This window comes from Atlantibacter sp. MEI4A-1023 (assembly GCF_056155425.1).
On the sequence record NZ_CM149568.1, the window covers coordinates 1,389,581 to 1,411,905 of the forward strand.

The following is a 22,325-nucleotide window of genomic DNA, read 5'->3' on the forward strand; positions in this document are numbered from 1 at the left end:
AAAAAAGCCGGTGACTCACCGGCTTTTTATCATCAGCGTAAAACTTAACCCATCGCAGTTTCCCGCAAATGGCGTTTCAGCTTGTTGTACTCATTGATCACATACTGCTCCGCCGCATTTTGATCGGCGATGGGCTCAACCCGTACCGCGCAGTATTTGTATTCCGGCGTTTTAGTAATCGGGCTGAGGTTTTCCGTCACCAGCTCATTACAGGCACCAATCCACCACTGGTACGTCATATACACCGCGCCTTTGTTCGGGCGATCGCTCACCTGGGCGCGGGTTATGACTTTGCCCTTGCGTGAATTGACCCACACCAGCGCTTCATCCTGAATGCCCAGGCGGGCAGCATCGGCAGTGTTAATTTGCGCATAGCCCGGTTCATCCGCCAGCGCGGCCAGCGCGGCGCAGTTGCCGGTCATGGAGCGGCAGGAGTAGTGGCCCACCTCGCGCACCGTCGACAGCACCATCGGGTACTCCTCATCTACGCGATCGAGCGGCGGTGCCCAGTCGCAGGTGAAGAATTGTCCCAGGCCGTTTGGTGTGGAGAATTTCTCCTCGAACAGGTAGTCCGTCCCCTGGTCGGCCTCAGACACATCGCGGCACGGCCACTGGATATAACCCAGCTCGCCCATTTTCTCGTAGGTTGCGCCGTAGAATTCCGGGCACAATCCGCGCAGTTCATCCCAAATCTCTTTGGTGTTGTTGTAGTGCATCGCATAGCCCATACGGGTGGCGATTTCACTGATGATCTGCCAGTCGGTTTTCAGGTCCCACTTCGGCTCCACCGCTTTAAAGAAGCGCTGGAATCCGCGGTCGGCGGCGGTATACACCCCTTCATGTTCCCCCCACGAGGTGGATGGCAAAATCACATCCGCTTGCGCGGCGGTTTTGGTCATGAAGATATCCTGAACGATCACCAGCTCCAGCCCTTCAAAGGCTTTACGCACAGCAGACAGCTCGGCGTCGGTTTGCAGCGGATCTTCGCCCATGATGTACGCTGCGCGCACTTCGCCATGCTCAACGCGGTGCGGCAATTCGCTGATGCGATAACCGGTATGCGCTGGCAGTTCGGCCACGCCCCAGGCTCTGGCGAATTTCTCACGGTGTTCCGGGAATTTCACGTACTGATAACCCGGATAAGTATCCGGCAGCGCGCCCATATCGCAGGCACCCTGGACGTTGTTTTGCCCACGCACCGGGTTGACGCCAACGCTCGGCTTGCCGAGGTTGCCGGTCAGCAGCGCCAGACTGGTCAACGAACGCACCGTTTCCACGCCCTGATAGAACTGGGTCACGCCCATGCCCCACAGGATGGTGGCACGGTCAGATTTGGCGTACATCCGTGCGGCCTGGCGGATCTCACTGGCCTTCACGCCGGTGATCTCTTCCACGGACTCCGGCGTATAGCCTTCGACAATTTTGCGATACTCTTCGAAGCCTTCGGTACGCGCCGCGACGAATGCGTGGTCATACAGGTCTTCTTCGATAATCACATGGCCCATGGCGTTCAACAGCGCAATGTTCGAGCCGTTTTTCAGCGCCAGGTGCATATCGGCAATGCGCGCGGTTTCGATTTTACGCGGATCGCAGACAATAATTTTCGCCCCTTTTTGCTTCGCCCGGATCACGCGGTTAGCGACGATCGGGTGGGAATCAGCGGGGTTATAGCCAAACACAAACACTAAATCAGCATCTTCGATGCCGACGATGGAGTTACTCATCGCGCCATTACCGACCGACTGGTGCAGACCTGCAACCGATGGGCCGTGTCAGACACGCGCGCAGCAATCGACGTTATTGGTTCCAATAACGGCGCGCGCGAATTTTTGCATGATGTAGTTGGTTTCGTTGCCGGTACCCCGTGAGGAACCGGTGGTCATAATGGCATCGGGGCCATATTTGGCTTTGATAGTGCTGAGCTTATCGGCGACATAATTCAGTGCCTCATCCCAGGAAACGGCTTCCAGCTTCCCGCCGCGTTGGCGACGGATCATAGGCGATTTAAGGCGTGGCGTCAGGATTTGGGTATCGTTGATAAAATCCCACCCGTAATAGCCTTTCAGGCATAAATCCCCCTGATTGGTCTTACCCTGCGCCGGTTCCGCCTTAACGACTTTGCCATTATCGACGACGAGGTTGATCTTGCACCCCGACGCGCAATATGGGCAAACCGTGACGACTTTTTTCATCCTGGCTCTCCAGTTAATCGTGTTCTTGCAAAACGGAAAACGTCTTTACCTTCTCAACGACTAATCAATGCATATTCCATGCCAGTAACGTGTTTGATTTAATTCATTGATATAGATAGAGAAATAAAAAAGGTGGCCGGATGGCGAATGGGGTTCGACAAAAGTGTCATGTCATTATTATCACTTTGACCCGCATCGACAGACGGCCTGACTCCGCATCCTAACCCTGACGCCAGAGGAGACGCTTTGATGTAGAGCGGTATGAAGGGAGGTTAAAACCTCCCGGCGGGGAGTGCGGCGAAAGCAGCGCCGTTACGCACTGACCCAATGTGGTTTCAATGCTGGCAAAGGATTATCGCTAACCAGCGTCAGCCCCGGCCCGCGCGGTTCCCGGCGCGTCGGGAACGCAGGCAGAACAGCGCGCTGTAGCGCCAGGCCTGGCGCGCTGGCAAAGGCGACCGGCGACGTCACCGTCAGCGTTTCGACGATTTCTCCGCCTTCCATTACCATAACCCGTTGGCAAAACCGCTCGACCAGACGCAAATCATGGGTGATAAACAGACACGCGGTGTGGTACTGCTGCTGTAAATTTTTCAGTAGCTGAATGATGTTTGCCTGAAGCACCAGATCCAGATTCGACACCGCCTCATCCAGAATCAACAGCTTCGGTTCTACAATCATCGCTCTGGCGAGGCACACCCGCTGCAACTGGCCGCCGCTCAGCTGTGGCGGGCGTTTATCCAGTAAACCGGCATCAAGTTCGGTTGCCGCCATCACCCGCGCAATGCGTTCATTTTGCTGTGCCGTAGAGAGTTTCAACAAATGGCGCAGCGGTTCGCGGATAATCTCGCGTACCGTGCGGCGCGGGTTAGCGGCGCTGATGGCGTCCTGAAACACCATCTGGATATCCCGGCGAAAGGCGCGCATTTCGTCCCCTTTCAGCGCCGCCAGGGATTTACCGCGCCAGCAAATGTCGCCCAGAGTCGGGGATTCCAGGCCCATTAACAGCCTTGCCAACGTGCTTTTCCCGCAACCGCTGCTGCCGAGCAGCGCCACGCTTTCACCTTCGTTAACCGCCAGTGAAATGTTGTTCAGCACCGGGTGATAATGCGCGCCGGTTAACCCCAGCCGCCCGTAGCGGTGTGAAACGTTCGAAACGGATAACAGCGTCATTGCGCTAACTCCATGCCATACAGCGCCAGATGCGCCGATACCAGATTACGGGTCACCGAATGCTGCGGCGCGTGGAACAGCGTATGCACATCGCCCCGCTCGACAATTTTGCCGTTTTCCATCACCGCCACGTCGTCAGCCAGCCGCGCCACCACCCCTATATCGTGAGTGACCAGCAGCATCCCGGGGGCGCGCTGTTGCATCAGCTTCTCCAGCAGTTCCAGAATGCGCGCCTGGGCCAGCGCGTCGAGATCGGTGGTGGGTTCATCGGCGATAATAAACGGCGCATCGCTGAGCACCGCCAGGGCAATCATCATGCGTTGCAGCATCCCGCCGCTCATCTCGAATGGATACAGCGCCAGCACGCGTTCGGCTTCATCGAGGCCGACGGATTTCAGCGTGGCGATTAGCGTGGCGTCATCCAGCGCTTTGCCCAGCGCCCGACAGGTCTCTTTAGCGTGAGTCGCCATGGTAAACAGCGGGTTAAAGGCGCTGCGCGGGTTTTGCATAATGGTCGCCACCTGCCTGCCGCGCAGTGATTGCGGCGTCACGGTGAGGCCATCCAGCGCCAGTTCTCCGGCGGTTTGCCGCACCCCGGCGGGCAGCACGCCCAGCGCGGCGGCACAGGTCAGGGATTTCCCGCTGCCGCTGCCACCGACCAGCGCCAGCACGCGCCCGGAACGCAGGGTCAGCGACACACCCTGCACCAGCGGACGGTCCGCCGACAGCGTGATGTTATGTAATTCAAGCTGTGACATCAGTGGCTATGCTCCATAGCAAGATGGGGGTCCAGATTGTCGCGCAGCGCGTCGCCCAACAGGTTAAAGGTCATCACGCTGATAAACAGCGCCAGCCCTGGCCAGAACATTTGCATCGGCTGGGTCCAGATGTACTGGCGCGCGTCGTTGATCATCACGCCCCATTCCGGCGTTGGGGCGCTGACGCCCAGCCCGAGGAACGACATCCCCGCCACGTGCAGCATCATATGGCCGATATCCAGCGTCGCCAGTACCAGCAGAGAAGGCATCACCGCGCCGGCAAGATGATCGAAAAACAGCTGCCAGCGATTCGCGCCGCTCATCCGCGCCGCCAGCACGAACTCGCGATGGCGCAGCGAAATCACGATGCTGCGCACCATGCGCGCATACCAGGCCCAGTGGGACAGGGCGATGGCGAGGATCACGTTAACCAGCCCGGTGCCCAGTACGCCCACCATAAAAAAAGACAGGATCGAGGTAGGGAAGGTCATAAACATGTCGGTGGTGCGCATCAGTAGCTGGTCGGCACGGCCGCCCATCAGCCCGGCGCTGCCGCCGACCACCAGGCCCAGCGTTAACACCAGCAGCAAACAGGCCAGCACTGAGCCCAGCGACACCCGCGTCGCCGCCAGCAGACGAGAGAAAATGTCACGCCCCAAATGGTCGGTGCCCAGCCAGTGGGTGCCGTCCGGCGGCAGTAGCCGCTCTGGCAGGTTAATCGCCAGCGGATCGAACGGCAGCCACCACTGACTGGTCAGGGCGGTAATCATCAGCAGCGCCAAAGACAGCAGCGCCAGGCGCACCGGCCAACGCGCAGTACGGAGAAAATTCACGAGTGCGCTCCTTCATGACGGCGAATGCGCGGATCGAGCGCGGCATTCAGCAGATCGACGCCGAGATTGCAGAGAACAAACACGCCGACCATCAGCAGGGTAAAACACTGGATCACCGGATAGTCGCGGTTAAAAATCGCCGATACCGCATAACGCCCGACGCCCGGCCAGGCAAAGATATTTTCGATAGTCATGGTGCCGCCAATCAGCTCGCCGATATGCATGCCGACCGCCGTCACCATCGGCAGCGTGGCGTTGCGCAGTACGTGCCGCCGCTCGGTTTGCCGGTCACTGAGGCCGCGCAGTTTCGCCCAGGTCACATGGCGCTGGCCTGCCACATCCAGCATGCTGGCGCGCAGCAGGCGGGCGTTAATCGCCAGCGACATAAAGGCGATAGACACCGCCGGTAAAATGATGTGCTGCCAGCCGCCGTAACCCAGCGCGGGCAGCCATTGCAGATGCACGGAAAAAAGCATCACCAGCAAAAAGGCCAGCCAGAAGTTGGGCATCGACACGCCCAGAAAGGCAATCAGCCGCACGAGGTGATCCGGCAGCCGGTCGCGGTAGCGCGCCGCCCAGATGCCGAGCGGCACTGAGGTCGCCAGGATCAACACCAGCGCAAAACCCGCCAGCTGGAAGGTTGCCGGGAAAAAGCGCAGTAAATCGTCCAGCACCGGGCGCTGGGTGGCGAACGACACGCCGAAATCGAGATGCAGCGCGTTCCACAGCCAGTGGACGTACTGCACCGGCAGGGGCCGATCGAGCCCGAGCATCGCGTGGGTTGAGGCGACCAGCTCCGGCGTCGGCGGCAGGTTAGAGAGCCTCAGGTAATCCATTGCCGGGTCGCCGCTGCCGAGGCGCAGCAGCAGGAAAATAATCAGCGACGCGGTCACCAGCATCGGGACCAGTAGCGCGATGCGCCACAAAATATAACGCAACATCAGGGCGTTACCGGTTTGATCTGTTCAAACGGAATATCCGACGACATCGGCGCGAAGGGCAGCACGTCCCACTGCGGCTGGGACACGGTCATCAGGGAAACGTAGCTCAGCGGCAGGTAGACCGCGCGTTGATGCAGGCGGGTCAGCACATCGCGGTACAGCGCTTTGCGCTGGGTTTCATCGGTGCCGGTGAGAAGCTGGCCGATTTCCGCGTCGATTTGCGCTTTGTCCGGCAGGCCGAGCTGGGCCTGATAATCCGCGTGGGATGGCACGCGCATCGAACTCATAAAGGCGTGGGGATCGAACGGCGCCCCCCAGGTACGGTTGAAAATCATATCGAAGCGGCCATCGCGCTGGCGGGCATCAATGCTGCTCTCTTCTTCGCCCACCAGTTTTACGTCAACGCCCACCTGGCGCAGGTTGGCCTGAATCACTTCCGCCATCGATTTATTTAGCGCGTCGGTGCCGATAAACGCCAGCTCCAGATGCAGCGGCTGGCCCGCTTTTTCGCGGATGTGCTGGCCCGCAGGCAGCGTCCAGCCGGCGTTTTCCAGCAGTGTTCTGGCCTTTTGCGGATCGTAGTGGCGCGGCGTCAGCCCGATATTGGCGTAGGGCACGCTCGGGGCGAACAGGGTATCCGCCACCTGCTGGGTGCCGTACAGCACGCTGTCGATCAGCGTTTTTTTATCCACCGCATAGTTCAGCGCTTCCCGCACTGCCTGTTCGCGGGTGGGGGATTTGGCGGAATTGAGCGCCAGCATCACGGTTTCTACCGGGGCGGAAAGCTGGGTTTTCCACTGCGGGTTATGGCTGAACCGCTCAAAGGTATCCAGCGGCAGCAGCCCTTCGTCGCCATACATCAGGTCGATTTCGCCGGTTTCAAACGCCACCGCGCGGCTGGTGGGGTCGGCAATCACGTTAATGGTGACTTTATCAATCGCTGGTTTTTCGCCCCAGTAATGATCGTTACGCACAAACACATCGTACTGATTGAGTTTGGTTTCTTTTAAGACCCACGGCCCGGTGCCAATCGGCGCGTTAATACCGTCTTTGGTTCCGCCGTTTTTAAACTGCGACGGGGCGATAAAGCGGAACGGGCGCGGCAATGCCAGCTCTTGCAGGAACGGGTAATAGGCGTCTTTTAAATTGATTTGCAGGCGATGTTCATCCAGTGCTTTCACACCGGTTATCTGGTTCGCCAACTCCAGCCAGGCGTGGCGCGGGCGATTATCCAACACCGCGCGGAAGTTGGCTTCTGCGGCCCGGGCGTTAAACGGCTCACCGTTAGAAAAGGTCACGTTATCGCGCAGAGTAAAGATCCACTGTTTGCCGTCGGCGGAATGGGTCCACGCGGTGGCCAGCCACGGCACAATGCTGCCGTCAGCCTGATATTTCACTAACGGTTCATACACCATGCTCTGGGCGAACATTTGATTGGGCGTATACAAATGGGGGTTTAATGGCCCCACGTTTACCGGCCAGGCGGTGGTAATTTCATGCGGTGTCGCCGCGCCAGCCATCAATGAAATACACGCCAGCAATACCGTTAAACAGCGCCGTAAAGTGAACAAAGGACTACTCCTTGCGGAATAAGGGGGCCCAAAATGAGTATGATGATTTTATGAAAACTGCATACGCGGGCGTTGTTCTGGATCAACCTTAGGCAAACTGATCATTGGTCGGCGTTTTTAGCGGCAAACCCTCATTTTTTTATATTTATTTGGCGGTTTTTTGATATCCCTGGTTTACACAGGTCATCGTTCGCGGCTTAATAACGGCGTTTTCATTCACAGTTAACAGGTCTGTTATTGATGAATAGTTATCGACCCGCCTTTCTCCGCCAGTCCCTGTCTGCTGTGATGATCCTCTGCGGTTTTGGCCCGCGCTGCCGCCGCTTCACTTACCTCATAAAAGACAGATAACTATGCAACGTCGACAATTCCTCAAAAATAGTGTGCTTCTTTCTGCTGCCGGCTTAGTCGGCCCTTCGGTTGTCAGCCAGACGGTGCAGGCCGCTGAACCTGCTGCCCCGGCCCCGGTTGCGCGCCGCCGTTTTGTGTTATCGCAAACCTATAAGCTGAACCCGCCGCAGGGCTCCAGCGGTGTGGTGAAACTGTGGATCCCGCTGCCGGTGGATACCGCGTTTCAGCAGATGACTCATCTGGCCTTTAGCGGCAATTATCAGCAGGCGTACATCACCACCAATAACGCTTACGGCGCGAAAACGCTGTTCGCAAGCTGGCCGAAATCGGAAGGTGATTTGCAGATGCAGGTGGATATTGAAATCGAAACCGCCGACTGGGAGCCGCTGAAGCACGACGCGCTGAAAACCTGGCAGGCGCCGGAACACATAATCTATCCGCTGGACGTGAAACCGTACCTGCTGCCGACCACCCATACGCCGGTTGACGGGCAGGTACGGGAAACCGCCCAGAAAATCACCAACGGTGAGCAAGACCCGCTGAAAAAAGCGCGCCTGATTTATCAGTGGGTCAGCCGCAATATGGAGCGCGACAATGACGTGATCGGCTGCGGTACCGGCGATGTGGCGGCGATCCTGAAAAGCGGCAAGCTCAGCGGCAAATGTACCGATATGAGTTCGGTGTTCGTGGCCCTGGCGCGCGCCAGCGGCATTCCGGCGCGTGAACTGTTCGGTATCCGCCTGGGTAAAGCGAATAAGCTGGAACGCTACTCAAAAAGCGCTTTCGGCAAGGCTGATGAGCAGGGCGTGGCGGACGTCAGTGGCGGCCAGCATTGCCGCGCGGAGTTTTATCTGGCGGGCTACGGATGGCTGCCGTGCGATCCGGCGGACGTCACCAAAATGCGTCTGGCGGAGAAAAAAGCCCACGAAGACGCCGATGTGCAGGCGGTTAACACTTACCTGTTTGGCAACTGGGAAATGAACTGGGTCGGCTTTAACTACGGGCGCGACTTTGAGCTTTATCCGGCGGCGGAGCAGGGCGAGATGAATAACTTTGGCTATCCGTATGCCGAAGTGGATGGCGACCCGATTAACTTCTACGATCCGAAAGTCTTCTCTTACCGCTATGTCTCAACCGAACAGCGCTAAAAGCGCGGGCTTTACGCTTCTGACGGCAGCGGCGGCTGCCGTTACCGCCGGTCTGTGTTGCATCGGCCCGCTGTTGTATCTGTTGTTTGGCATCTCGGCGGCGGGGTTTGCCGGGCTGGCGAAGCTGGAGTTTCTGCGCGTCCCGATGATCGTGATTTCTCTCGGGCTTATCGCGCGCGGCTTCTGGCGGCTTTATTTTTCGAAACGGCTGTGGTGTACCGGGCGGCTGACGCTGGGCCAGATGCGTTTGCTTTACTGGCTGGCACTGCCGTTTATGCTGCTTGTCCTGTTTTATCCGACGGTTGTCGGCTGGTTTTATGAGGTATTTGAATGAAACGACTCGCGCTCGCCGCTTGCCTGATGCTCCCGCTGTGGGCGCAGGCCGCAAATGAAAAAGTGGTGCTGGATGTGGAAAACATGACCTGTTCGCTGTGCGTCATTTCCGTGAATCAGGCATTGCGGGAAACCGACGGGGTGATCAAAGCCAAATCATCCCTGAAAACCCGCCAGACTGAAGTTATCGTCCCGCAAGGTTTCCCCACCGAGTCGCTATTAAAAGCGGTGGAGAAAACCGGTTATACCGCCACGGTCAACCATACCGAAGCACAGTAAGGTGGATGTCGACGGGGGCTTACCCCGGTTATTCTCCAACATGCCTGACGATTTGTTGTTTGACCCGCTGAATGGTTAAAAACGTGACCAGTTGATGGTCGTTTTTCAGGTGAAATTTGCGCATCAACGAATGCTTATGGGCAAAGACGGATTTACTGTTTAACGCCAATTTTGTGGCTGTGCTGACCACCGACTCGCCATTAATAAAGGCGGCAGCCACTCTTTTCTGCTGAGAGGTCAGCGTGCGGTGTTTGCAGCCGTAGCAGTGCGGGTGACGCGATGGATTCGCACTGGCCTGCAACCTGTCCCAGGCATTTTTTATCGTTTGTCGAATGACGGCTGTTTTCGCTTTGCGATTGATAAATACCCGGTCATTTACGCATAACGGCAGCGGATGAGGGTCGGTAATATCTTCATTTTCCACCAGGCCAATAATCAGGCCGGGCTTACGATAATATAATTCGGGATAGCAAAGAAACGCTTCCCCGGGGCGCAATGACTGAATAATGATATCTGCCTTCGACACCGTAAACTTATTCAGTTCACGGGAATAACAAGGCGTTTTGCCGCCACGCCGAAACAGGTCATTGAGTAAATGGGTCATTCCAGCATAAAACATGGCGTCGTCATCATGAATGATTATTTGTAGCATAGATAAAACCTATAAATATAAAGATAAGAAACAAAACCCGGCATTTATTGCCACGTCAGCGTCACAATCACCACGCTGCTTACCGTTCCTGGCGTGACTTTTCCATTTTTACTGAAGGCGCGGGCGAGTAAATAAATATTGGCCTGGCGGTTAATAATATCTGTCGTCAGGGTTTTATTATTGCCTAACGGTCCGCCCTGCATATTGCGTAATTGCACAGCGACGTTCTTTGCGGTCCCGCTATTCTGATACGCATCTTCGGGTTGGTTATCATCTGCGGGGCCGTTGAATTGCAGCGTCACTTTCATGGTCCCGGCAGGGCAATTGATGATGCTGAAATTAAACATCACAAAGGGTGAAGCCGAGCCTGGCGTATACATTGACGAGGCGCGTACGCCCTGCGGGCCAAACAAATCGACAGCCTTGTCAACGCTGTCGCTGTCAACCTGGCAGGGTGCTGCCACCACTTTCCCGTTAACGTATAGCGTAACGGGATCGATGGCGCAGGCAGCGCCAGAAATAAGCCCCAGGGCCAGGGCAATCAGCCCGGTAATTAACGTGTTCATCGGCATCCCTTTTATTGATAGGTTATTTCCAGCGTTGCCGTTGCGTCGGCATCACCGGCTTTTACCACGGGTTTTGTCTGGTAATAACGCGCGACGATAGGGAAAGTTTCCTGACCACCGGGCGACTGCTTTAACGCCAGTCGGTTATTAATCCGTAACGGGCTGTCGTTATATAAAAACTGAACGCCCACGCCATCGGCGACAGTGGGGCGTCCTTGTCCGCTTAATGCCAGCACAGTGTCATCTCCCATAGCATCCGGATTCTGCATGCCCTTTAATTCGATATTAATATTCGTGCCGGGATCGCAATTAAGGCCGATATTCTGGGTGTCGGAGCGGCTGGGAATAAATCCGCTTTGTGTGCCAAATTCCGCGGCGCTAATTGTGCCCAAATTAAAACTTAATGACTGGCTGGAAAGAGAACAGCTCAGTACATTAATGGTGGTCTCGCTATCCAGCGAAACGCTAACAAACGTTTGCGAGGGGTCGCCAAACCATCCTGAAACAATCTGGCCTGCCGTTAATTTACCGGGCGTGATTTTTCCCGTTTTGTAGAGCACCACGTTATATTCATTCGGATAGGTATAGCGAATGCTCCCCGCAGCGAAGGAAGTGATAGACCACCATTGCGGAACGTTGACGACATGGATACCGACACCGCTCAGATTGGTGTTATAGACGCCCGGCATCGACGAAGGCGTTGCGGATAAATAGGTAATATCCGCCCGGGCCTCACACATTTGTCGGTCGGTTGGCGAGAATGCGGAAACCACCGCGTTACCGGGCGTGGCGAAGCGGCCAATTTCACTGTTCACCGGCGCATCCCGTTGCACGTTGATAGTACCCAACGACACGGTCTGGACGATCGATTGATGAACGGTACAGTCCGCCGTCGCGTTAAACGCGCTAAGGATTGCGCCAGAAAACAGAAATAAATAATAAATTAGGCTGCGCATGGGTACCTCACTATTCAGCAACGCCATTAACGGCAAACTGATTGAAGTTGAACGACTGGACCGGTTGCCTGCTGTGCCGGGACGGTAAAATCTGCTGAACAGCGCTGTTGATCTTCACTTCCCCACACCACGTTAAGCGTTCCCGCCGGCGGCATACCCGTCAGATACACCTGGCCGTCATCGCCGACAATAGCGCTTTGGGTGTTATTTCCAGCCAGGCTGACCATCGCGCCAAAGGGCACTGCCTGCTGGCTGGTGCGTACCAGCGTCAACAGGATCCGTTTACCGACGCTGGCGATGTAATCGGCACGTACCACCGCGCCCCGGGTAGGAATGGCAGTTTGGCTGGTTAACGTCAGCTCCACATCATCCGGTAGCGAGGCGGTATTCAGGCCGATTTCGTTTTTACGATAAGGCGTGACATTGCTGGTTACGCCGTAGCCAAGAAAATCCGTTTTCACACTGTTCTGGTTGTTAACGCCGACGCCTGCTGCGCCGGGGGCTTTGATTAACACATTGGTTTCTCCCAGCGGCTGAGAGAAGGTGATGCCGTCCGCGTGGGCAATCATCCCGCCCGCCAGCCCATAATTAAGGCGCTGGCTGTTACGGTCATAGCTGTAGCCGGTGTTGACCTGTGCATAGGTGCCTTTATAGTCGCCGTTTGCGCTGCCGGTATAGCCGACGTTATCGGTGCCATAACCCTGCTGGACGCTCCAGCTCAACGCGTTGCCTTCCAGCGCTACGCCATTCATTCCGATGCTATGGGTAGTGCCATTATTCAGGCTGTTGTTCAGGCTGTAGTTGGCCCAGCTGTTAGCCATAAAACGATCCAGCGGTATGCTGACATTGAGGGAAATTTGCCGATCGGTAGCGTACGAACTGCTGTACTGGCTCCCGGTATGACCATTTTTACTGAGCGTATAAGTGATCCCATAGCCGATCCCCTTCCATGAATTGTTATACCCCGCGCTCAGGGATTGCAGACTGCGAGCTGAATTCCAGTAATCTTCCTTTACCGCGCTCGCCATGAGTGAACCCAACCGACCACCAAGCGACTGGCTAAGTGTGACTTCCATACGGTTACGCCGGCGATTGTTCAGCGCATTGCTGTTACCCCATGAATCCAATACTTCCTGCATGCCGTAGTAGCCGTTGGTGGAGTAGCGATACCCCGCAATAGCAAAGTGAGTGCCGGTCTGGACAATGTTTTTACTGTAACGAATGCGCCAGGATTGCCCCTGCGTCTGAGATTGCCCTTTCGGGTGTGAGGTGGCCTGAATCACATCGGCGGAAATGGCGCCGATCTCTCCCATATTTTTACCCAGACCCGCCGCGTATGACTGGTATTTCGCCGACTGCTGGGTGCCGCCATACAGGGTAAATCCCCACGGCAGACCATAAATCGCGCTGAGCTGCCCAAAAGGCGTTTTCTCGACGCTGCTGTCATAAGAACGGTATTGCCCGCCGCTGAGGGCATATTTCAGTCGGCTTTCGCGTTGCAGTACCGGCAGAGAAGCATAGGGAATGGTGTAATTCTGCTCGCTGCCATCGGCCTCTTTAACGGTGACGTTAAGATCGCCTGCGCCGCCGGTGGAGTACATATCGGTTATTTCAAATGCCCCAGGCGCGACATAGCTCTGGTAGATGATGTAGCCATTCTGGCGAATCACCACCTGCGCGTTGGTGCGGGCAATGCCGCGCACCACGGGCGCATAGCCTTTTAGCGAGTCGGGAAGCATGTCATCATCCGAGGCCAGTTGGCCGCCGCGAAACGGCATACTGTCGAACACATCGGACGGGGCAGAACTGTCGCCCAGGATAAGCTGGGCTTTCAGCGGCACAATACTGCGTTGCGCATAGCTATACACGTTATCCCATTGATTGCCGCTCTGATTATCGCGCCGCCAGGTGGTGTAATTACGCAGGCGCCACGGTCCAATATTGATGCCGGGCCTGAGATTGACATACTGGCTGTCGCTATCACCGCTGGCGTTGTGCGATCGGGTATTTGCGCCGTTCATGCTGTAGTTCAGTAATGCGGCATTAATACCGTCATCCCATAATTCGGGGGCGACATAACCACGCGCATGTTGCTCAAGCGCGGCCTGGGGAATGCTCAAATTGAGTTTCTGTCGGGAAAAGACAAACTCGCTGGAAGCCTGGGGGATGGCATTGACCGTTGCGCACTCATCCGCCTTTGCCATCTCCGGGAAAAGCGCGGTTTTAACGCCGTAGCTTTCCAGTAGCGCAACGGATAAGCAGGGTGCCAGTTGCTGCTCGGCTGAATTTTCGTTAACTGTTTTAAATTCAACCTCGCGGGTATCAACCCGCTGGCCGTTAAGGAGGATATCGACATAATAAACGCCAGCCATTTGCCCGCCGGATTCAAAGGCGGATAAATCGACGCCTTTCAGTGCCGGATTATCAATTTCTAACAGCTCAGGGTTGAAATAATCACGCCCTGACGCCTCACCAAACCAGGAGGCGATACCCAGGGCTAAACCCATAACCAGGTTACGTCGAATGTCATGATAAATAATGGATACTTTCATCCGCGTTTTACCCGATGAGCACTGATTCATTACCGCAGGCTGGCGTTATGCACCTCGCCAATGCCCCCATAGTCATTGATTATTTTGAAATGAAGCGTATTTGAATTCATTCCCGATGGCAGGATAAAGCGCGCTGATGATTGCGGCGCAACGAAAGTGACATCGTCCAGTCGCTTACCCGCGACGGTAATTTCATTAAAATTAATGTAATAGGGTGTCGGGTTATTTACCTGAAGGGCGTTATTCACTTTCGACCACTGGAGTTTTTCGGCCTGTTCTTCCGGCGTCTGGGTTAATGATTCGGGGCGATAAATTAATTTTATGCGGGTCTTAACGGCTATCTGAATCGTGTTATCCCGTTTTGCCACAGACGGAATAGACTTAATATTAAGCCAGAATAAAGACTCTTTATCCTCTGGCAAATTGCCGGACCTGATAATGCGCATCTCATTTTGCTGCCCGCCATCCAGACGATACAGCGGCGGCGTAATAATAAACGGTACTTTGGCCGCATTCGGCGTCGGCGCATCAACCCAGGACTGAATTAAGTAGGCTACTTTGTCGGGATTATTGACGCTCAAAGACGCTTCTTTTTTATTTCCCTGATACACCACCCGCGTACCGCCAATAATAACCCCTGCGTTTGCGCCAGAAACAGCCGTGCTCATCAGCACAAATACCGCTAATGCGCCTGATAACATCTTCATTGGAAACCTCAATACAGGGGCCAGAGCCTGGCCCCCATTACAGCGTACAGAATAATCAGTTGTAGTTAACGGTGAAGTTAGCTAATGCATTCGCTGTGCCGGGAAGGACACCGACTAGCGTAGCGCGATAGGCAGCATAGAAATCCAGGTTATTATCCATGGTGCTGCTTAACACATAGTTATAACCATTGGTCTGGTTTAAACCCAGAGGCGCTTTATCCGCCGTCATCAGTTTAATTGCCACGCCATTGGCGCTACCGCCTCCGGAGCTAATGGCCAGCAGGGAGCTGTCATTGCCATCATTTGTGCCATCAAATTTAACCTGCGCCGCGTTAACAGTGGCCGGGCAGTTAATTAAGCGAATAGTAAATTTTGTTGCTGAAGCTTCATCGCCAGCGTGCTGGAAAGCGGTTTTGGCAACGCGGCCCATATCCACGGTCATGGTGTTATCGGCACCGATATCAACAGTACAGGCTTGATCGAGGATCTCACCCATAAAGCGAATTGTTCCGTCATACGCATTAGCGCCAGAAATAGTGAAAGTCGCTGCTGCCGCAAGAGTAATAGCCAGTAGATTTTTCATAATATTATGTCCTTGTAATAGATGTTATTTACCTAAGTAAAACGAGCTTCCGATTGAGATCGGTTATAGATTTAGGGTATGGGTGAAGCAATTTAGCGACGATAAATAAAGACCCTGGAAACAGGTAAACTTATGTCCTCATGCATGGCACCGGTAAATAAATACAGTGCGCCAGCTGCAAAGAATCATGGCTCGTTTTCTTTCATGTCGATTTTGTTATAAGTGTACCTATTATCTCAAGTGATGTTTTGGTGTAATTTTACACTAATTCATTCATTCACTAATTAGATGGGGGTGATTCATAATTGATCCATCGCAATAAGACACTAAACGTTGAGAGGGAGGCGGTATCGCTATGCCAGAGACTAAAAATACAGTGCAAACAAATATGTATGAAGCGCTGGCGTATAAACCGGTACCTCATATTGAGACACTTATTGATTGGCTTTCGCCCCACGCCAACCTTTTTAGAACAAGCGCAAAACAAATTATTAACTACGAGACTTATCATTCCCGGCAATGTTTTCTATTGCTGGAGGGGACCGTTGCGCTATTTCGCAGTCGCGATTGTTTTATGCTGAATTCAGAATCGGCTCCTTATGTCTTTGGATTAAGTAACCAAAGTGCCGATGCGAATTATCTGCATATGCAAACGCTGGAAGAGTCTATTATTGCCAGCATTCCGCTATGTGAGGCTAACCGTATTATTGCTGAACATAATCTCTGGCAAAGCCTCGCGAAGGTATTGATTTATACCGCCGGTCGGATATACGAACATTGCACGCGCATTTATGCGCCATCCTCTTACGATATTATCCGCTCACAATTGTATGAACTGATGGAGGAATCTACAGAAATAAGACTGAGCATTACGGCGGCGAACTATATTCAAACGCGCACCTTTCTCTCTCGCAGCAGTATTATGAAAATCTTAGCCGATCTCAGAAAGGGCGGTTATATCACGACCCGGCGCGGCGTGCTGATGGATATTCCTCATCGGATACCCTTGAAGTACTAAAATTTTTAACCTGCTACAGGTAAGACTGCGCAACTATGCGTATGCTAATACCATCGATATAACGGGTTTGCGAATAAACGCGATGAACAGCGATGATCCTGTTTCTCTGATGAAACTACCGTCTCCCTGGGCGGCGCAGTTACTTGACGAATTGACTCAGGATGAGGACTTTATGACCTGGCCGAAAGGCAGCAAATTACCGTTTCACCAGAAGGGTGAACCGGTGTGCCATTTTGTCCGGCTGGGCACGCTGACGCTGGAACGCAGCGACGATTCGCTTTTAATGGGCACCGTGAGCGCACCGCTGGCGCTGGGGTGGATGAGCGCGATTTCCTCTCGCATCATTATGCGGGCTAAAGAACCCTGCGAAGTCGCAACCCTGGCCCGAACACAGATCATGCAGCGGGTTGACGAAAAGCAGCTCTGGGATCTGGTGGCGAAACATATGCTGCATATCACCAATAAATTGTTTATCTACAATGAAATCCTCACCGCGCCGACGACCTATGAGCTGGTCTGCTATCAGTTAATGAGCCTGATGGAAGAGCCTGACTCGGTCCGCAATAGCACTGCGGCTTATCAGTACATTCTCGATCGCACCCGCCTGTCCCGCAGCAGCGTGATGAAAATGCTCGCTGAGCTGAAAAAAGGCGGATATATCCGGCTTGAACAGGGAAAGCTGATGGTCATCAATTCGCTGCCCGCCGGGTTCTAAGTCCCTTCATCTTCACCAGGTTTCGGCATTTTTGTCGACACCTGCCGACATGCCATTAATTCTTCCTTGTGATCGATGCCCCGCGTGAATGCCATGATCTTTGAACCTGGACAAAGCAACGCGCTGATGGCAGGTAATAAAATACCCGCGCGACGGTAACGGGAATTCGCTTTACGCCTCCTCTGCTTCTGGCGCAGTTATTGCTTTACCTGTGCCGGAAACAATAAGGAGGCGCTATGCATGAACTCACGCTTTGCCAGCGGGCCCTGGAATTAATCGAACAGCAAGCCGTCCGGCACAATGCCCGTAAAGTCACGGCGGTGTGGTTAAAAATCGGCGCGTTCTCGTGCGTAGAGCGCAGCGCGCTGGAGTTTTGTTTTGATCTTATCTGCCGGGATAGCCTGGCAGAAGGCTGCGAACTGCACATTGAGCAGCAAGATGCCGAGTGCTGGTGCCCTGAATGCCAGCAATACGTCACGCTGCTGTCCCAGCGCGTGCGGCAATGCCCGCATTGCGGCTGCGATCAATTAAACATCGTTGCCGACGAAGGTTTGCAGATAAAACGAATGGAAATCGCTCAGGAGTAAATTATGTGTACCACATGCGGTTGCGCCGAAGGCAACCTTTATATTGAAGGTGACGAGCGCAACCCGCACTCCGCCTTTCGCAGCGCGCCTTTTGCACCGGCTGCGCGTCCTAAGATGCACATCAACGCTATCCGTACCCAGGATTTCAGCCCCAGCGAAAGCGGGCAGGGCGATCTGCACTACGGCCACGGCGAAGCCGGTACCCACGCACCGGGCATGAGCCAGCGGCGGATGCTGGAAATCGAAATCGACGTGCTGGATAAAAACAACCAGCTTGCCATTCGCAACCGCGCCCGTTTCGCGGCCCGCGAGCAACTGGTACTGAACCTGGTGTCCAGCCCCGGCTCCGGTAAAACCACCTTACTGACTGAAACCCTGAAACGCCTGCATGGCACGGTGCCATGCGCGGTTATCGAAGGCGACCAGCAAACCGTGAATGACGCCGAGCGCATCCGCGCTACCGGTACGCCAGCGATTCAGGTGAATACCGGTAAAGGCTGCCACCTCGATGCGCAAATGATCCATGACGCTATGCAGCGCCTGCCGCTGGATAATAACGGCATCCTGTTTATCGAAAACGTCGGCAACCTGGTGTGCCCGGCCAGCTTCGACCTGGGCGAACGCCATAAAGTCGCGGTGCTGTCGGTGACCGAAGGGGAAGATAAGCCGCTTAAATATCCGCATATGTTCGCTGCCGCCTCGGTCATGTTGCTGAACAAAGTCGATTTACTGCCGTATCTCACCTTCGATCTGGATGCCTGCCTCGCCAGCGCCCGGGCGGTGAATCCGGATATCGAAATCATGCTGGTTTCCGCCACAACGGGGGAGGGCATGGATGCCTGGCTCGCCTGGCTGGAGGCGCAACGATGTGCATAGGCATCCCCGGCCAGATCCGAGAAATTGGCCCCGGTAACAGTGCGCTGATTGACGTGAGCGGCGCCAGGCGTGACGTGGATTTAACCCTGGTGGGCACCCATGATGAACACGGCAATTCACGTGTCGGCCAGTGGGTATTAGTCCATGTTGGCTTCGCCATGAGCGTGATTGACGAGCAGGAAGCCAGGGAAACCCTGGAAGCGCTGCACAATATGTATGAAGTCGAGCCCGACGTGGGCGTGTTGTTGTTCCCCGAGGAGCATCGCTGATGCGTTATGTCGATGAGTACCGCGATCCCGAGCGGGTGATGGCGCTGATTGAAGTATTAAAAGCCCGTGCCCCGTTGTTACCCTATGACGCACAGCGCCCGCTGCGGATTATGGAAGTGTGCGGTGGCCACACTCACGCCATCTTCAAGTTCGGCCTCGATCAACTGCTGCCGGACAATATCGAGTTTATCCACGGCCCCGGCTGCCCGGTGTGTGTACTGCCGATGGGGCGTATTGATAGCTGTCTGGAGATCGCCAGCCATCCTGAAGTGATTTTCTGTACCTTTGGCGATGCCATGCGCGTACCGGGTAAAAACGGCTCGCTGATGGATGCCAAAGCGCGCGGCGCGGACGTGCGGATTATCTACTCCCCGCTGGATGCCTTAAAACTGGCCGAAGCTAACCCGGATCGCAAAGTGGTGTTCTTTGGGTTGGGTTTTGAAACCACCATGCCCACTACCGCCATCACTCTACAGCAGGCGAAACGGCGTAATCTGAATAATTTCTTCTTTTTCTGCCAGCACATCACCCTGATCCCTACCTTGCGCAGCCTGCTGGAACAGCCGGACAACGGTATCGATTCGTTCCTCGCGCCGGGGCACGTCAGCATGGTGATTGGCACGGCGGCGTATCATTTTATCGCTGATGAATTCCAGCGTCCGCTGGTGGTCGCGGGGTTTGAACCTATTGATCTGCTACAGGGCGTGTTGATGCTGGTGGAGCAAAAAATCGCCCGGCACAGCCGGGTGGAAAACCAGTACAAACGCGTGGTGCCCGATGCTGGCAGCCTGGCGGCGCAACAGGCCATTGATGAGGTATTTTGCGTGCAGGGCGATAGCGAATGGCGCGGGCTGGGCGTGATTGAGGATTCCGGCGTGCGGCTCACCGCCCGCTATGCCCATTTCGACGCCGAGCGGCACTTTCACCTTACACCGCAGCAGGTGTACGACGATCCGCGCGCACGCTGTGGCGATGTGCTGACCGGGCGCTGCAAACCCGCCCAATGCCCGCTGTTTGGCGTGCACTGCAACCCGCAAAATGCCTTTGGTGCCCTGATGGTGTCATCGGAAGGCGCTTGCGCCGCCTGGTATCAATATCGTTCCACGGAGTGTGAAGTATGAAGAGCGTTACCCTTGCCCACGGCAACGGCGGCCAGGCGATGCAGCAGCTGATTAATCAGCTGTTTATGAAGGCGTTTTCTAACCCTTTACTCAGCATCCAGGAAGACCAGGCGCGGATCCCGCTGGCGGAACTCACCGCACGGGGCGACAGGCTGGCGTTTTCTACCGACAGCTACGTTATCGATCCGCTGTTCTTTCCCGGCGGCAATATCGGCAAGCTGGCGGTGTGCGGTACGGCGAACGACGTTGCGGTCAGCGGAGCCATTCCGCGCTGGCTCTCGTGCGGATTTATCCTCGAAGAAGGCCTGTCGATGGAGATGCTGGAGCAGGTGGTCAACAGCATGGCGGCCACCGCTCACGCTGAAGGGATGACCATCGTCACCGGCGATACCAAAGTGGTGCCGCGCGGCGCGGCGGATAAATTATTTATCAACACGGCGGGCATTGGCGCAATTCCGCAGGACATTCACTGGGCGGCGCAAACTATCCGTGCCGGAGATATGCTGATCGTCACCGGTACTTTAGGGGATCATGGCGCAACCATTCTCAATTTGCGTGAGCAACTGGGGATCGACGGCGCGCTGGAGAGCGACTGCGCGGTGCTGACGCCGCTGATCCAGGCCATTCGCCACCTGCCGGGGATTAAGGCGATGCGCGATGCCACGCGCGGCGGCGTGAACGCTGTGGCGCATGAATTCGCCGCCAGCAGCGGTTGCGGCATCGAACTTAACGAACGCGATTTGCCGGTCAAACAGGCTGTTCGGGGACTCTGCGAGTTGCTGGGACTCGAGGCAGTGAATTTCGCTAACGAAGGCAAACTGGTCATAGCCGTTGAGCGCGACGCCGTCCCGGCGATTATCGAGGTGCTGCGCCAGCATCCGCTGGGGCGTGACGCCACGCTGATTGGCGAAGTAGTCGAGCGCAAAGGCGTACGACTCACCGGGCTGTATGGCGTCAAGCGGACGCTGGAGCTGCCGTTTTCTGAACCTTTGCCGCGAATTTGTTAATCAATCGCGGAATCTCTCTTTGTGGACAGTCTGTTTTGTAGAGCGGAAAAAGTACGGGCGTAAGATGGCGCCGGCGCTTGAGGCTTTTTGCCTCATTAATGCAGGGTAGTGAGGTGTTGTTGTGAGGCAGAAAGAAGAAAGCCCCGAAGGTCATTTTTCAATTAACCAACGAGGCTATCCTATGCACCAACAACATCAGGATAGCCTCTTACCGCCGCAAGGCAAGGAGAGGAAAGCGATGAAACAGCCGCGAAACGCCCTGATTTGGTGTGTATTTTTGGTGTGTTTAACGCTATTGATATTCACCTGGCAGCCCTTTTTCTTGCAGATAGCCTCAAGTTGTTGAAGCGGCATTTCGTCCGCTGCCTGATATATAAGAATGGTAAATGTTTTCAGGTCATTAAGAGAAAACTGATAACAAAAATATTTCAAAAGGATTGTTGCTACGTCACATTTTGGTGACTACGTTTATCAGGGTTTGGCGCTCATCATCACAATTTTGAGGCCGTTATCAATGATACAGGAATGGAAATGCACAGCTCAGCAACGGAAAACCAGATAAATGTCTACTTTGGCAAAAACGCGGAAGCATATGAGGCTGAAACAAAACTCATTGCAGATCTCACGCGGGAGCTGCGTACTCAGAGAGGAGTGGTACAGAGTAAAGATCTCATCCTTACCCTGATTCAACAGATCGAATGTGAGAAGGATGTCCTAAAGCTGGATATCTATCGCAATGCGCTGGAGATGATTGTCCAGGGAACGCCGGACGATATTTGAACGGCGCGGATAATCGGAGACGATGCCTTTGGCGTCACTGCAAGGGCATTTTTTGACTGTTCAATCTCTGAGCATTTTTAGCTTCAGGAACTGGCGGGCTGACACGAGCACTGCCTTTTGACGCGCATCTGTCGACATAATGTCCTGGGCGTGAAGTACCTGTAAAAGATTTCGCGCCGTAATAGCAAAATTGTGCTGCACGAGATAATTCGACGCTTTGCCTATAGCCTGGTGTATTTCATCGGGTCGTACCTGCTCATCTTCGTTCAATTAATCTCCTGATGCTTCAATGGTGAATATCTTCCATGCCATAAGGCCAGATCAAATTCACATTTAGCATTGTGTGGAAACATGCCG

The 22,325-nt window shown here is 54.8% G+C and carries 24 protein-coding genes and 1 pseudogene; 12 read left to right on the forward strand and 13 right to left on the reverse strand.

The features are described from left to right. Positions 1 to 44: 44 nt before the first annotated feature. The 6 genes from fdhF to nikA form a co-directional block, all read right to left on the reverse strand. Positions 45 to 2,192: a formate dehydrogenase subunit alpha gene (gene fdhF, locus ACVV26_RS06715; RefSeq protein WP_312979853.1), complete on the reverse strand. Its 2,148-nt coding sequence runs from the start codon at positions 2,190 to 2,192 to the stop codon at positions 45 to 47. A gap of 312 nt (positions 2,193 to 2,504) precedes the next feature. Then, positions 2,505 to 3,365, reverse strand: coding sequence for a nickel import ATP-binding protein NikE (gene nikE, locus ACVV26_RS06720; protein ID WP_474800648.1), 861 nt, complete (start codon positions 3,363 to 3,365; stop codon positions 2,505 to 2,507). Next, a complete protein-coding gene (nikD, locus tag ACVV26_RS06725) occupies positions 3,362 to 4,126 on the reverse strand; it encodes a nickel import ATP-binding protein NikD (RefSeq protein ID WP_474801766.1) in 765 nt (254 codons plus the stop codon). The genes nikE and nikD overlap by 4 nt, the downstream gene beginning before the upstream one ends. Further along, positions 4,123 to 4,956, reverse strand: coding sequence for a nickel ABC transporter permease subunit NikC (gene nikC, locus ACVV26_RS06730; protein WP_474800650.1), 834 nt, complete (start codon positions 4,954 to 4,956; stop codon positions 4,123 to 4,125). Before nikC ends, nikD begins: the two co-directional genes overlap by 4 nt. Beyond that, the gene (gene nikB, locus ACVV26_RS06735) at positions 4,953 to 5,897 is read right to left on the reverse strand and encodes a nickel ABC transporter permease subunit NikB (protein WP_474800652.1); all 945 of its coding nucleotides are present in this window, start codon (positions 5,895 to 5,897) and stop codon (positions 4,953 to 4,955) included. Before nikB ends, nikC begins: the two co-directional genes overlap by 4 nt. Then, complete coding sequence (gene nikA / locus ACVV26_RS06740; RefSeq protein ID WP_474801767.1) at positions 5,897 to 7,417, reverse strand: nickel ABC transporter substrate-binding protein; 1,521 nt, start codon at positions 7,415 to 7,417, stop codon at positions 5,897 to 5,899. The genes nikB and nikA overlap by 1 nt, the downstream gene beginning before the upstream one ends. 404 nt (positions 7,418 to 7,821) lie before the next feature. Between nikA and ACVV26_RS06745 the strand changes: the two genes are divergently transcribed. Genes ACVV26_RS06745 through ACVV26_RS06755 form a run of 3 tightly spaced genes read left to right on the forward strand, consistent with a single transcriptional unit; the run spans position 7,822 to position 9,579 of the window. Further along, complete coding sequence (locus ACVV26_RS06745) at positions 7,822 to 8,967, forward strand: transglutaminase-like domain-containing protein (RefSeq protein WP_474800654.1); 1,146 nt, start codon at positions 7,822 to 7,824, stop codon at positions 8,965 to 8,967. Next, on the forward strand, positions 8,945 to 9,301 hold the full coding sequence (locus ACVV26_RS06750) for a mercuric transporter MerT family protein (RefSeq protein WP_474800656.1): 357 nt from the start codon (positions 8,945 to 8,947) through the stop codon (positions 9,299 to 9,301). The genes ACVV26_RS06745 and ACVV26_RS06750 overlap by 23 nt, the downstream gene beginning before the upstream one ends. Continuing rightward, a complete protein-coding gene (locus ACVV26_RS06755) occupies positions 9,298 to 9,579 on the forward strand; it encodes a heavy-metal-associated domain-containing protein (RefSeq protein ID WP_312979839.1) in 282 nt (93 codons plus the stop codon). Before ACVV26_RS06750 ends, ACVV26_RS06755 begins: the two co-directional genes overlap by 4 nt. A gap of 28 nt (positions 9,580 to 9,607) precedes the next feature. Here the strand turns inward: ACVV26_RS06755 and ACVV26_RS06760 are convergent, their stop codons facing one another. Genes ACVV26_RS06760 through ACVV26_RS06785 form a run of 6 tightly spaced genes read right to left on the reverse strand, consistent with a single transcriptional unit; the run spans position 9,608 to position 15,595 of the window. Further along, a complete protein-coding gene (locus ACVV26_RS06760; RefSeq protein ID WP_474800658.1) occupies positions 9,608 to 10,231 on the reverse strand; it encodes a helix-turn-helix transcriptional regulator in 624 nt (207 codons plus the stop codon). A gap of 44 nt (positions 10,232 to 10,275) precedes the next feature. Beyond that, on the reverse strand, positions 10,276 to 10,797 hold the full coding sequence (locus tag ACVV26_RS06765; protein WP_474800660.1) for a fimbrial protein: 522 nt from the start codon (positions 10,795 to 10,797) through the stop codon (positions 10,276 to 10,278). A gap of 11 nt (positions 10,798 to 10,808) precedes the next feature. Further along, positions 10,809 to 11,753 (reverse strand): fimbrial protein, encoded by a 945-nt coding sequence (locus ACVV26_RS06770; RefSeq protein WP_474800662.1) that lies wholly within the window; start codon positions 11,751 to 11,753, stop codon positions 10,809 to 10,811. 26 nt (positions 11,754 to 11,779) lie between these two features. Then, complete coding sequence (locus ACVV26_RS06775; RefSeq protein ID WP_474800664.1) at positions 11,780 to 14,305, reverse strand: fimbria/pilus outer membrane usher protein; 2,526 nt, start codon at positions 14,303 to 14,305, stop codon at positions 11,780 to 11,782. 29 nt (positions 14,306 to 14,334) lie between these two features. After that, entirely contained in the window at positions 14,335 to 15,012 is a 678-nt protein-coding gene (locus tag ACVV26_RS06780) for a fimbrial biogenesis chaperone (RefSeq protein ID WP_474800666.1), read from the reverse strand. A gap of 55 nt (positions 15,013 to 15,067) precedes the next feature. Continuing rightward, on the reverse strand, positions 15,068 to 15,595 hold the full coding sequence (locus ACVV26_RS06785) for a fimbrial protein (RefSeq protein ID WP_474800668.1): 528 nt from the start codon (positions 15,593 to 15,595) through the stop codon (positions 15,068 to 15,070). A gap of 355 nt (positions 15,596 to 15,950) precedes the next feature. Between ACVV26_RS06785 and ACVV26_RS06790 the strand changes: the two genes are divergently transcribed. The 9 genes and pseudogenes from ACVV26_RS06790 to ACVV26_RS06830 all read left to right on the forward strand — a co-directional run bounded on the left by ACVV26_RS06790 (position 15,951) and on the right by ACVV26_RS06830 (position 21,968). Then, the gene (locus ACVV26_RS06790) at positions 15,951 to 16,613 is read left to right on the forward strand and encodes a winged helix-turn-helix transcriptional regulator (RefSeq protein WP_474800670.1); all 663 of its coding nucleotides are present in this window, start codon (positions 15,951 to 15,953) and stop codon (positions 16,611 to 16,613) included. Positions 16,614 to 16,695: 82 nt separating this feature from the next. Next, on the forward strand, positions 16,696 to 17,328 hold the full coding sequence (locus tag ACVV26_RS06795; RefSeq protein WP_474800672.1) for a winged helix-turn-helix transcriptional regulator: 633 nt from the start codon (positions 16,696 to 16,698) through the stop codon (positions 17,326 to 17,328). Between the two features lie 236 nt (positions 17,329 to 17,564). Then, on the forward strand, positions 17,565 to 17,915 hold the full coding sequence (hypA, locus tag ACVV26_RS06800; protein ID WP_312979814.1) for a hydrogenase maturation nickel metallochaperone HypA: 351 nt from the start codon (positions 17,565 to 17,567) through the stop codon (positions 17,913 to 17,915). A 3-nt stretch (positions 17,916 to 17,918) separates the two neighbouring features. After that, positions 17,919 to 18,791: a hydrogenase nickel incorporation protein HypB gene (hypB, locus tag ACVV26_RS06805; protein WP_312979811.1), complete on the forward strand. Its 873-nt coding sequence runs from the start codon at positions 17,919 to 17,921 to the stop codon at positions 18,789 to 18,791. Next, the gene (locus tag ACVV26_RS06810; protein WP_474800674.1) at positions 18,782 to 19,060 is read left to right on the forward strand and encodes a HypC/HybG/HupF family hydrogenase formation chaperone; all 279 of its coding nucleotides are present in this window, start codon (positions 18,782 to 18,784) and stop codon (positions 19,058 to 19,060) included. The genes hypB and ACVV26_RS06810 overlap by 10 nt, the downstream gene beginning before the upstream one ends. Then, positions 19,060 to 20,181: a hydrogenase formation protein HypD gene (gene hypD, locus ACVV26_RS06815; protein ID WP_474800676.1), complete on the forward strand. Its 1,122-nt coding sequence runs from the start codon at positions 19,060 to 19,062 to the stop codon at positions 20,179 to 20,181. Before ACVV26_RS06810 ends, hypD begins: the two co-directional genes overlap by 1 nt. Next, entirely contained in the window at positions 20,178 to 21,188 is a 1,011-nt protein-coding gene (gene hypE, locus ACVV26_RS06820) for a hydrogenase expression/formation protein HypE (protein ID WP_474800677.1), read from the forward strand. Before hypD ends, hypE begins: the two co-directional genes overlap by 4 nt. Positions 21,189 to 21,443: 255 nt before the next feature. Beyond that, positions 21,444 to 21,650: pseudogene (locus ACVV26_RS06825) on the forward strand (hypothetical protein); the annotation flags it as partial. A gap of 69 nt (positions 21,651 to 21,719) precedes the next feature. Continuing rightward, entirely contained in the window at positions 21,720 to 21,968 is a 249-nt protein-coding gene (locus tag ACVV26_RS06830; protein WP_474800678.1) for a biofilm development regulator YmgB/AriR family protein, read from the forward strand. Positions 21,969 to 22,028: 60 nt separating this feature from the next. Here ACVV26_RS06830 and ACVV26_RS06835 read toward each other — a convergent pair whose 3' ends face one another. Next, positions 22,029 to 22,238 carry a hypothetical protein gene (locus ACVV26_RS06835; protein ID WP_474800680.1) on the reverse strand — a complete coding sequence of 70 codons (210 nt, stop codon included), beginning with the start codon at positions 22,236 to 22,238 and terminating at the stop codon, positions 22,029 to 22,031. Positions 22,239 to 22,325: the final 87 nt, after the last annotated feature.

What these genes read in the sequence shown, in the direction of transcription:
- nikB (WP_474800652.1), bottom strand. Translation starts at nt 5,897, where the DNA reads ATGTTGCGTTATATTTTGTGGCGCATCGCGCTACTGGTCCCGATGCTG.
- ACVV26_RS06745 (WP_474800654.1), top strand. Translation starts at nt 7,822, where the DNA reads ATGCAACGTCGACAATTCCTCAAAAATAGTGTGCTTCTTTCTGCTGCC.
- ACVV26_RS06830 (WP_474800678.1), top strand. Translation starts at nt 21,720, where the DNA reads ATGCACAGCTCAGCAACGGAAAACCAGATAAATGTCTACTTTGGCAAA.
- ACVV26_RS06750 (WP_474800656.1), top strand. Translation starts at nt 8,945, where the DNA reads ATGTCTCAACCGAACAGCGCTAAAAGCGCGGGCTTTACGCTTCTGACG.
- ACVV26_RS06755 (WP_312979839.1), top strand. Translation starts at nt 9,298, where the DNA reads ATGAAACGACTCGCGCTCGCCGCTTGCCTGATGCTCCCGCTGTGGGCG.
- ACVV26_RS06775 (WP_474800664.1), bottom strand. Translation starts at nt 14,305, where the DNA reads ATGAAAGTATCCATTATTTATCATGACATTCGACGTAACCTGGTTATG.
- hypA (WP_312979814.1), top strand. Translation starts at nt 17,565, where the DNA reads ATGCATGAACTCACGCTTTGCCAGCGGGCCCTGGAATTAATCGAACAG.
- ACVV26_RS06760 (WP_474800658.1), bottom strand. Translation starts at nt 10,231, where the DNA reads ATGCTACAAATAATCATTCATGATGACGACGCCATGTTTTATGCTGGA.
- ACVV26_RS06810 (WP_474800674.1), top strand. Translation starts at nt 18,782, where the DNA reads ATGTGCATAGGCATCCCCGGCCAGATCCGAGAAATTGGCCCCGGTAAC.
- ACVV26_RS06780 (WP_474800666.1), bottom strand. Translation starts at nt 15,012, where the DNA reads ATGAAGATGTTATCAGGCGCATTAGCGGTATTTGTGCTGATGAGCACG.
- hypB (WP_312979811.1), top strand. Translation starts at nt 17,919, where the DNA reads ATGTGTACCACATGCGGTTGCGCCGAAGGCAACCTTTATATTGAAGGT.
- ACVV26_RS06785 (WP_474800668.1), bottom strand. Translation starts at nt 15,595, where the DNA reads ATGAAAAATCTACTGGCTATTACTCTTGCGGCAGCAGCGACTTTCACT.
- hypE (WP_474800677.1), top strand. Translation starts at nt 20,178, where the DNA reads ATGAAGAGCGTTACCCTTGCCCACGGCAACGGCGGCCAGGCGATGCAG.
- hypD (WP_474800676.1), top strand. Translation starts at nt 19,060, where the DNA reads ATGCGTTATGTCGATGAGTACCGCGATCCCGAGCGGGTGATGGCGCTG.
- ACVV26_RS06770 (WP_474800662.1), bottom strand. Translation starts at nt 11,753, where the DNA reads ATGCGCAGCCTAATTTATTATTTATTTCTGTTTTCTGGCGCAATCCTT.
- ACVV26_RS06790 (WP_474800670.1), top strand. Translation starts at nt 15,951, where the DNA reads ATGCCAGAGACTAAAAATACAGTGCAAACAAATATGTATGAAGCGCTG.
- ACVV26_RS06765 (WP_474800660.1), bottom strand. Translation starts at nt 10,797, where the DNA reads ATGAACACGTTAATTACCGGGCTGATTGCCCTGGCCCTGGGGCTTATT.
- ACVV26_RS06795 (WP_474800672.1), top strand. Translation starts at nt 16,696, where the DNA reads ATGAACAGCGATGATCCTGTTTCTCTGATGAAACTACCGTCTCCCTGG.
- nikA (WP_474801767.1), bottom strand. Translation starts at nt 7,417, where the DNA reads ATGGCTGGCGCGGCGACACCGCATGAAATTACCACCGCCTGGCCGGTA.
- nikE (WP_474800648.1), bottom strand. Translation starts at nt 3,365, where the DNA reads ATGACGCTGTTATCCGTTTCGAACGTTTCACACCGCTACGGGCGGCTG.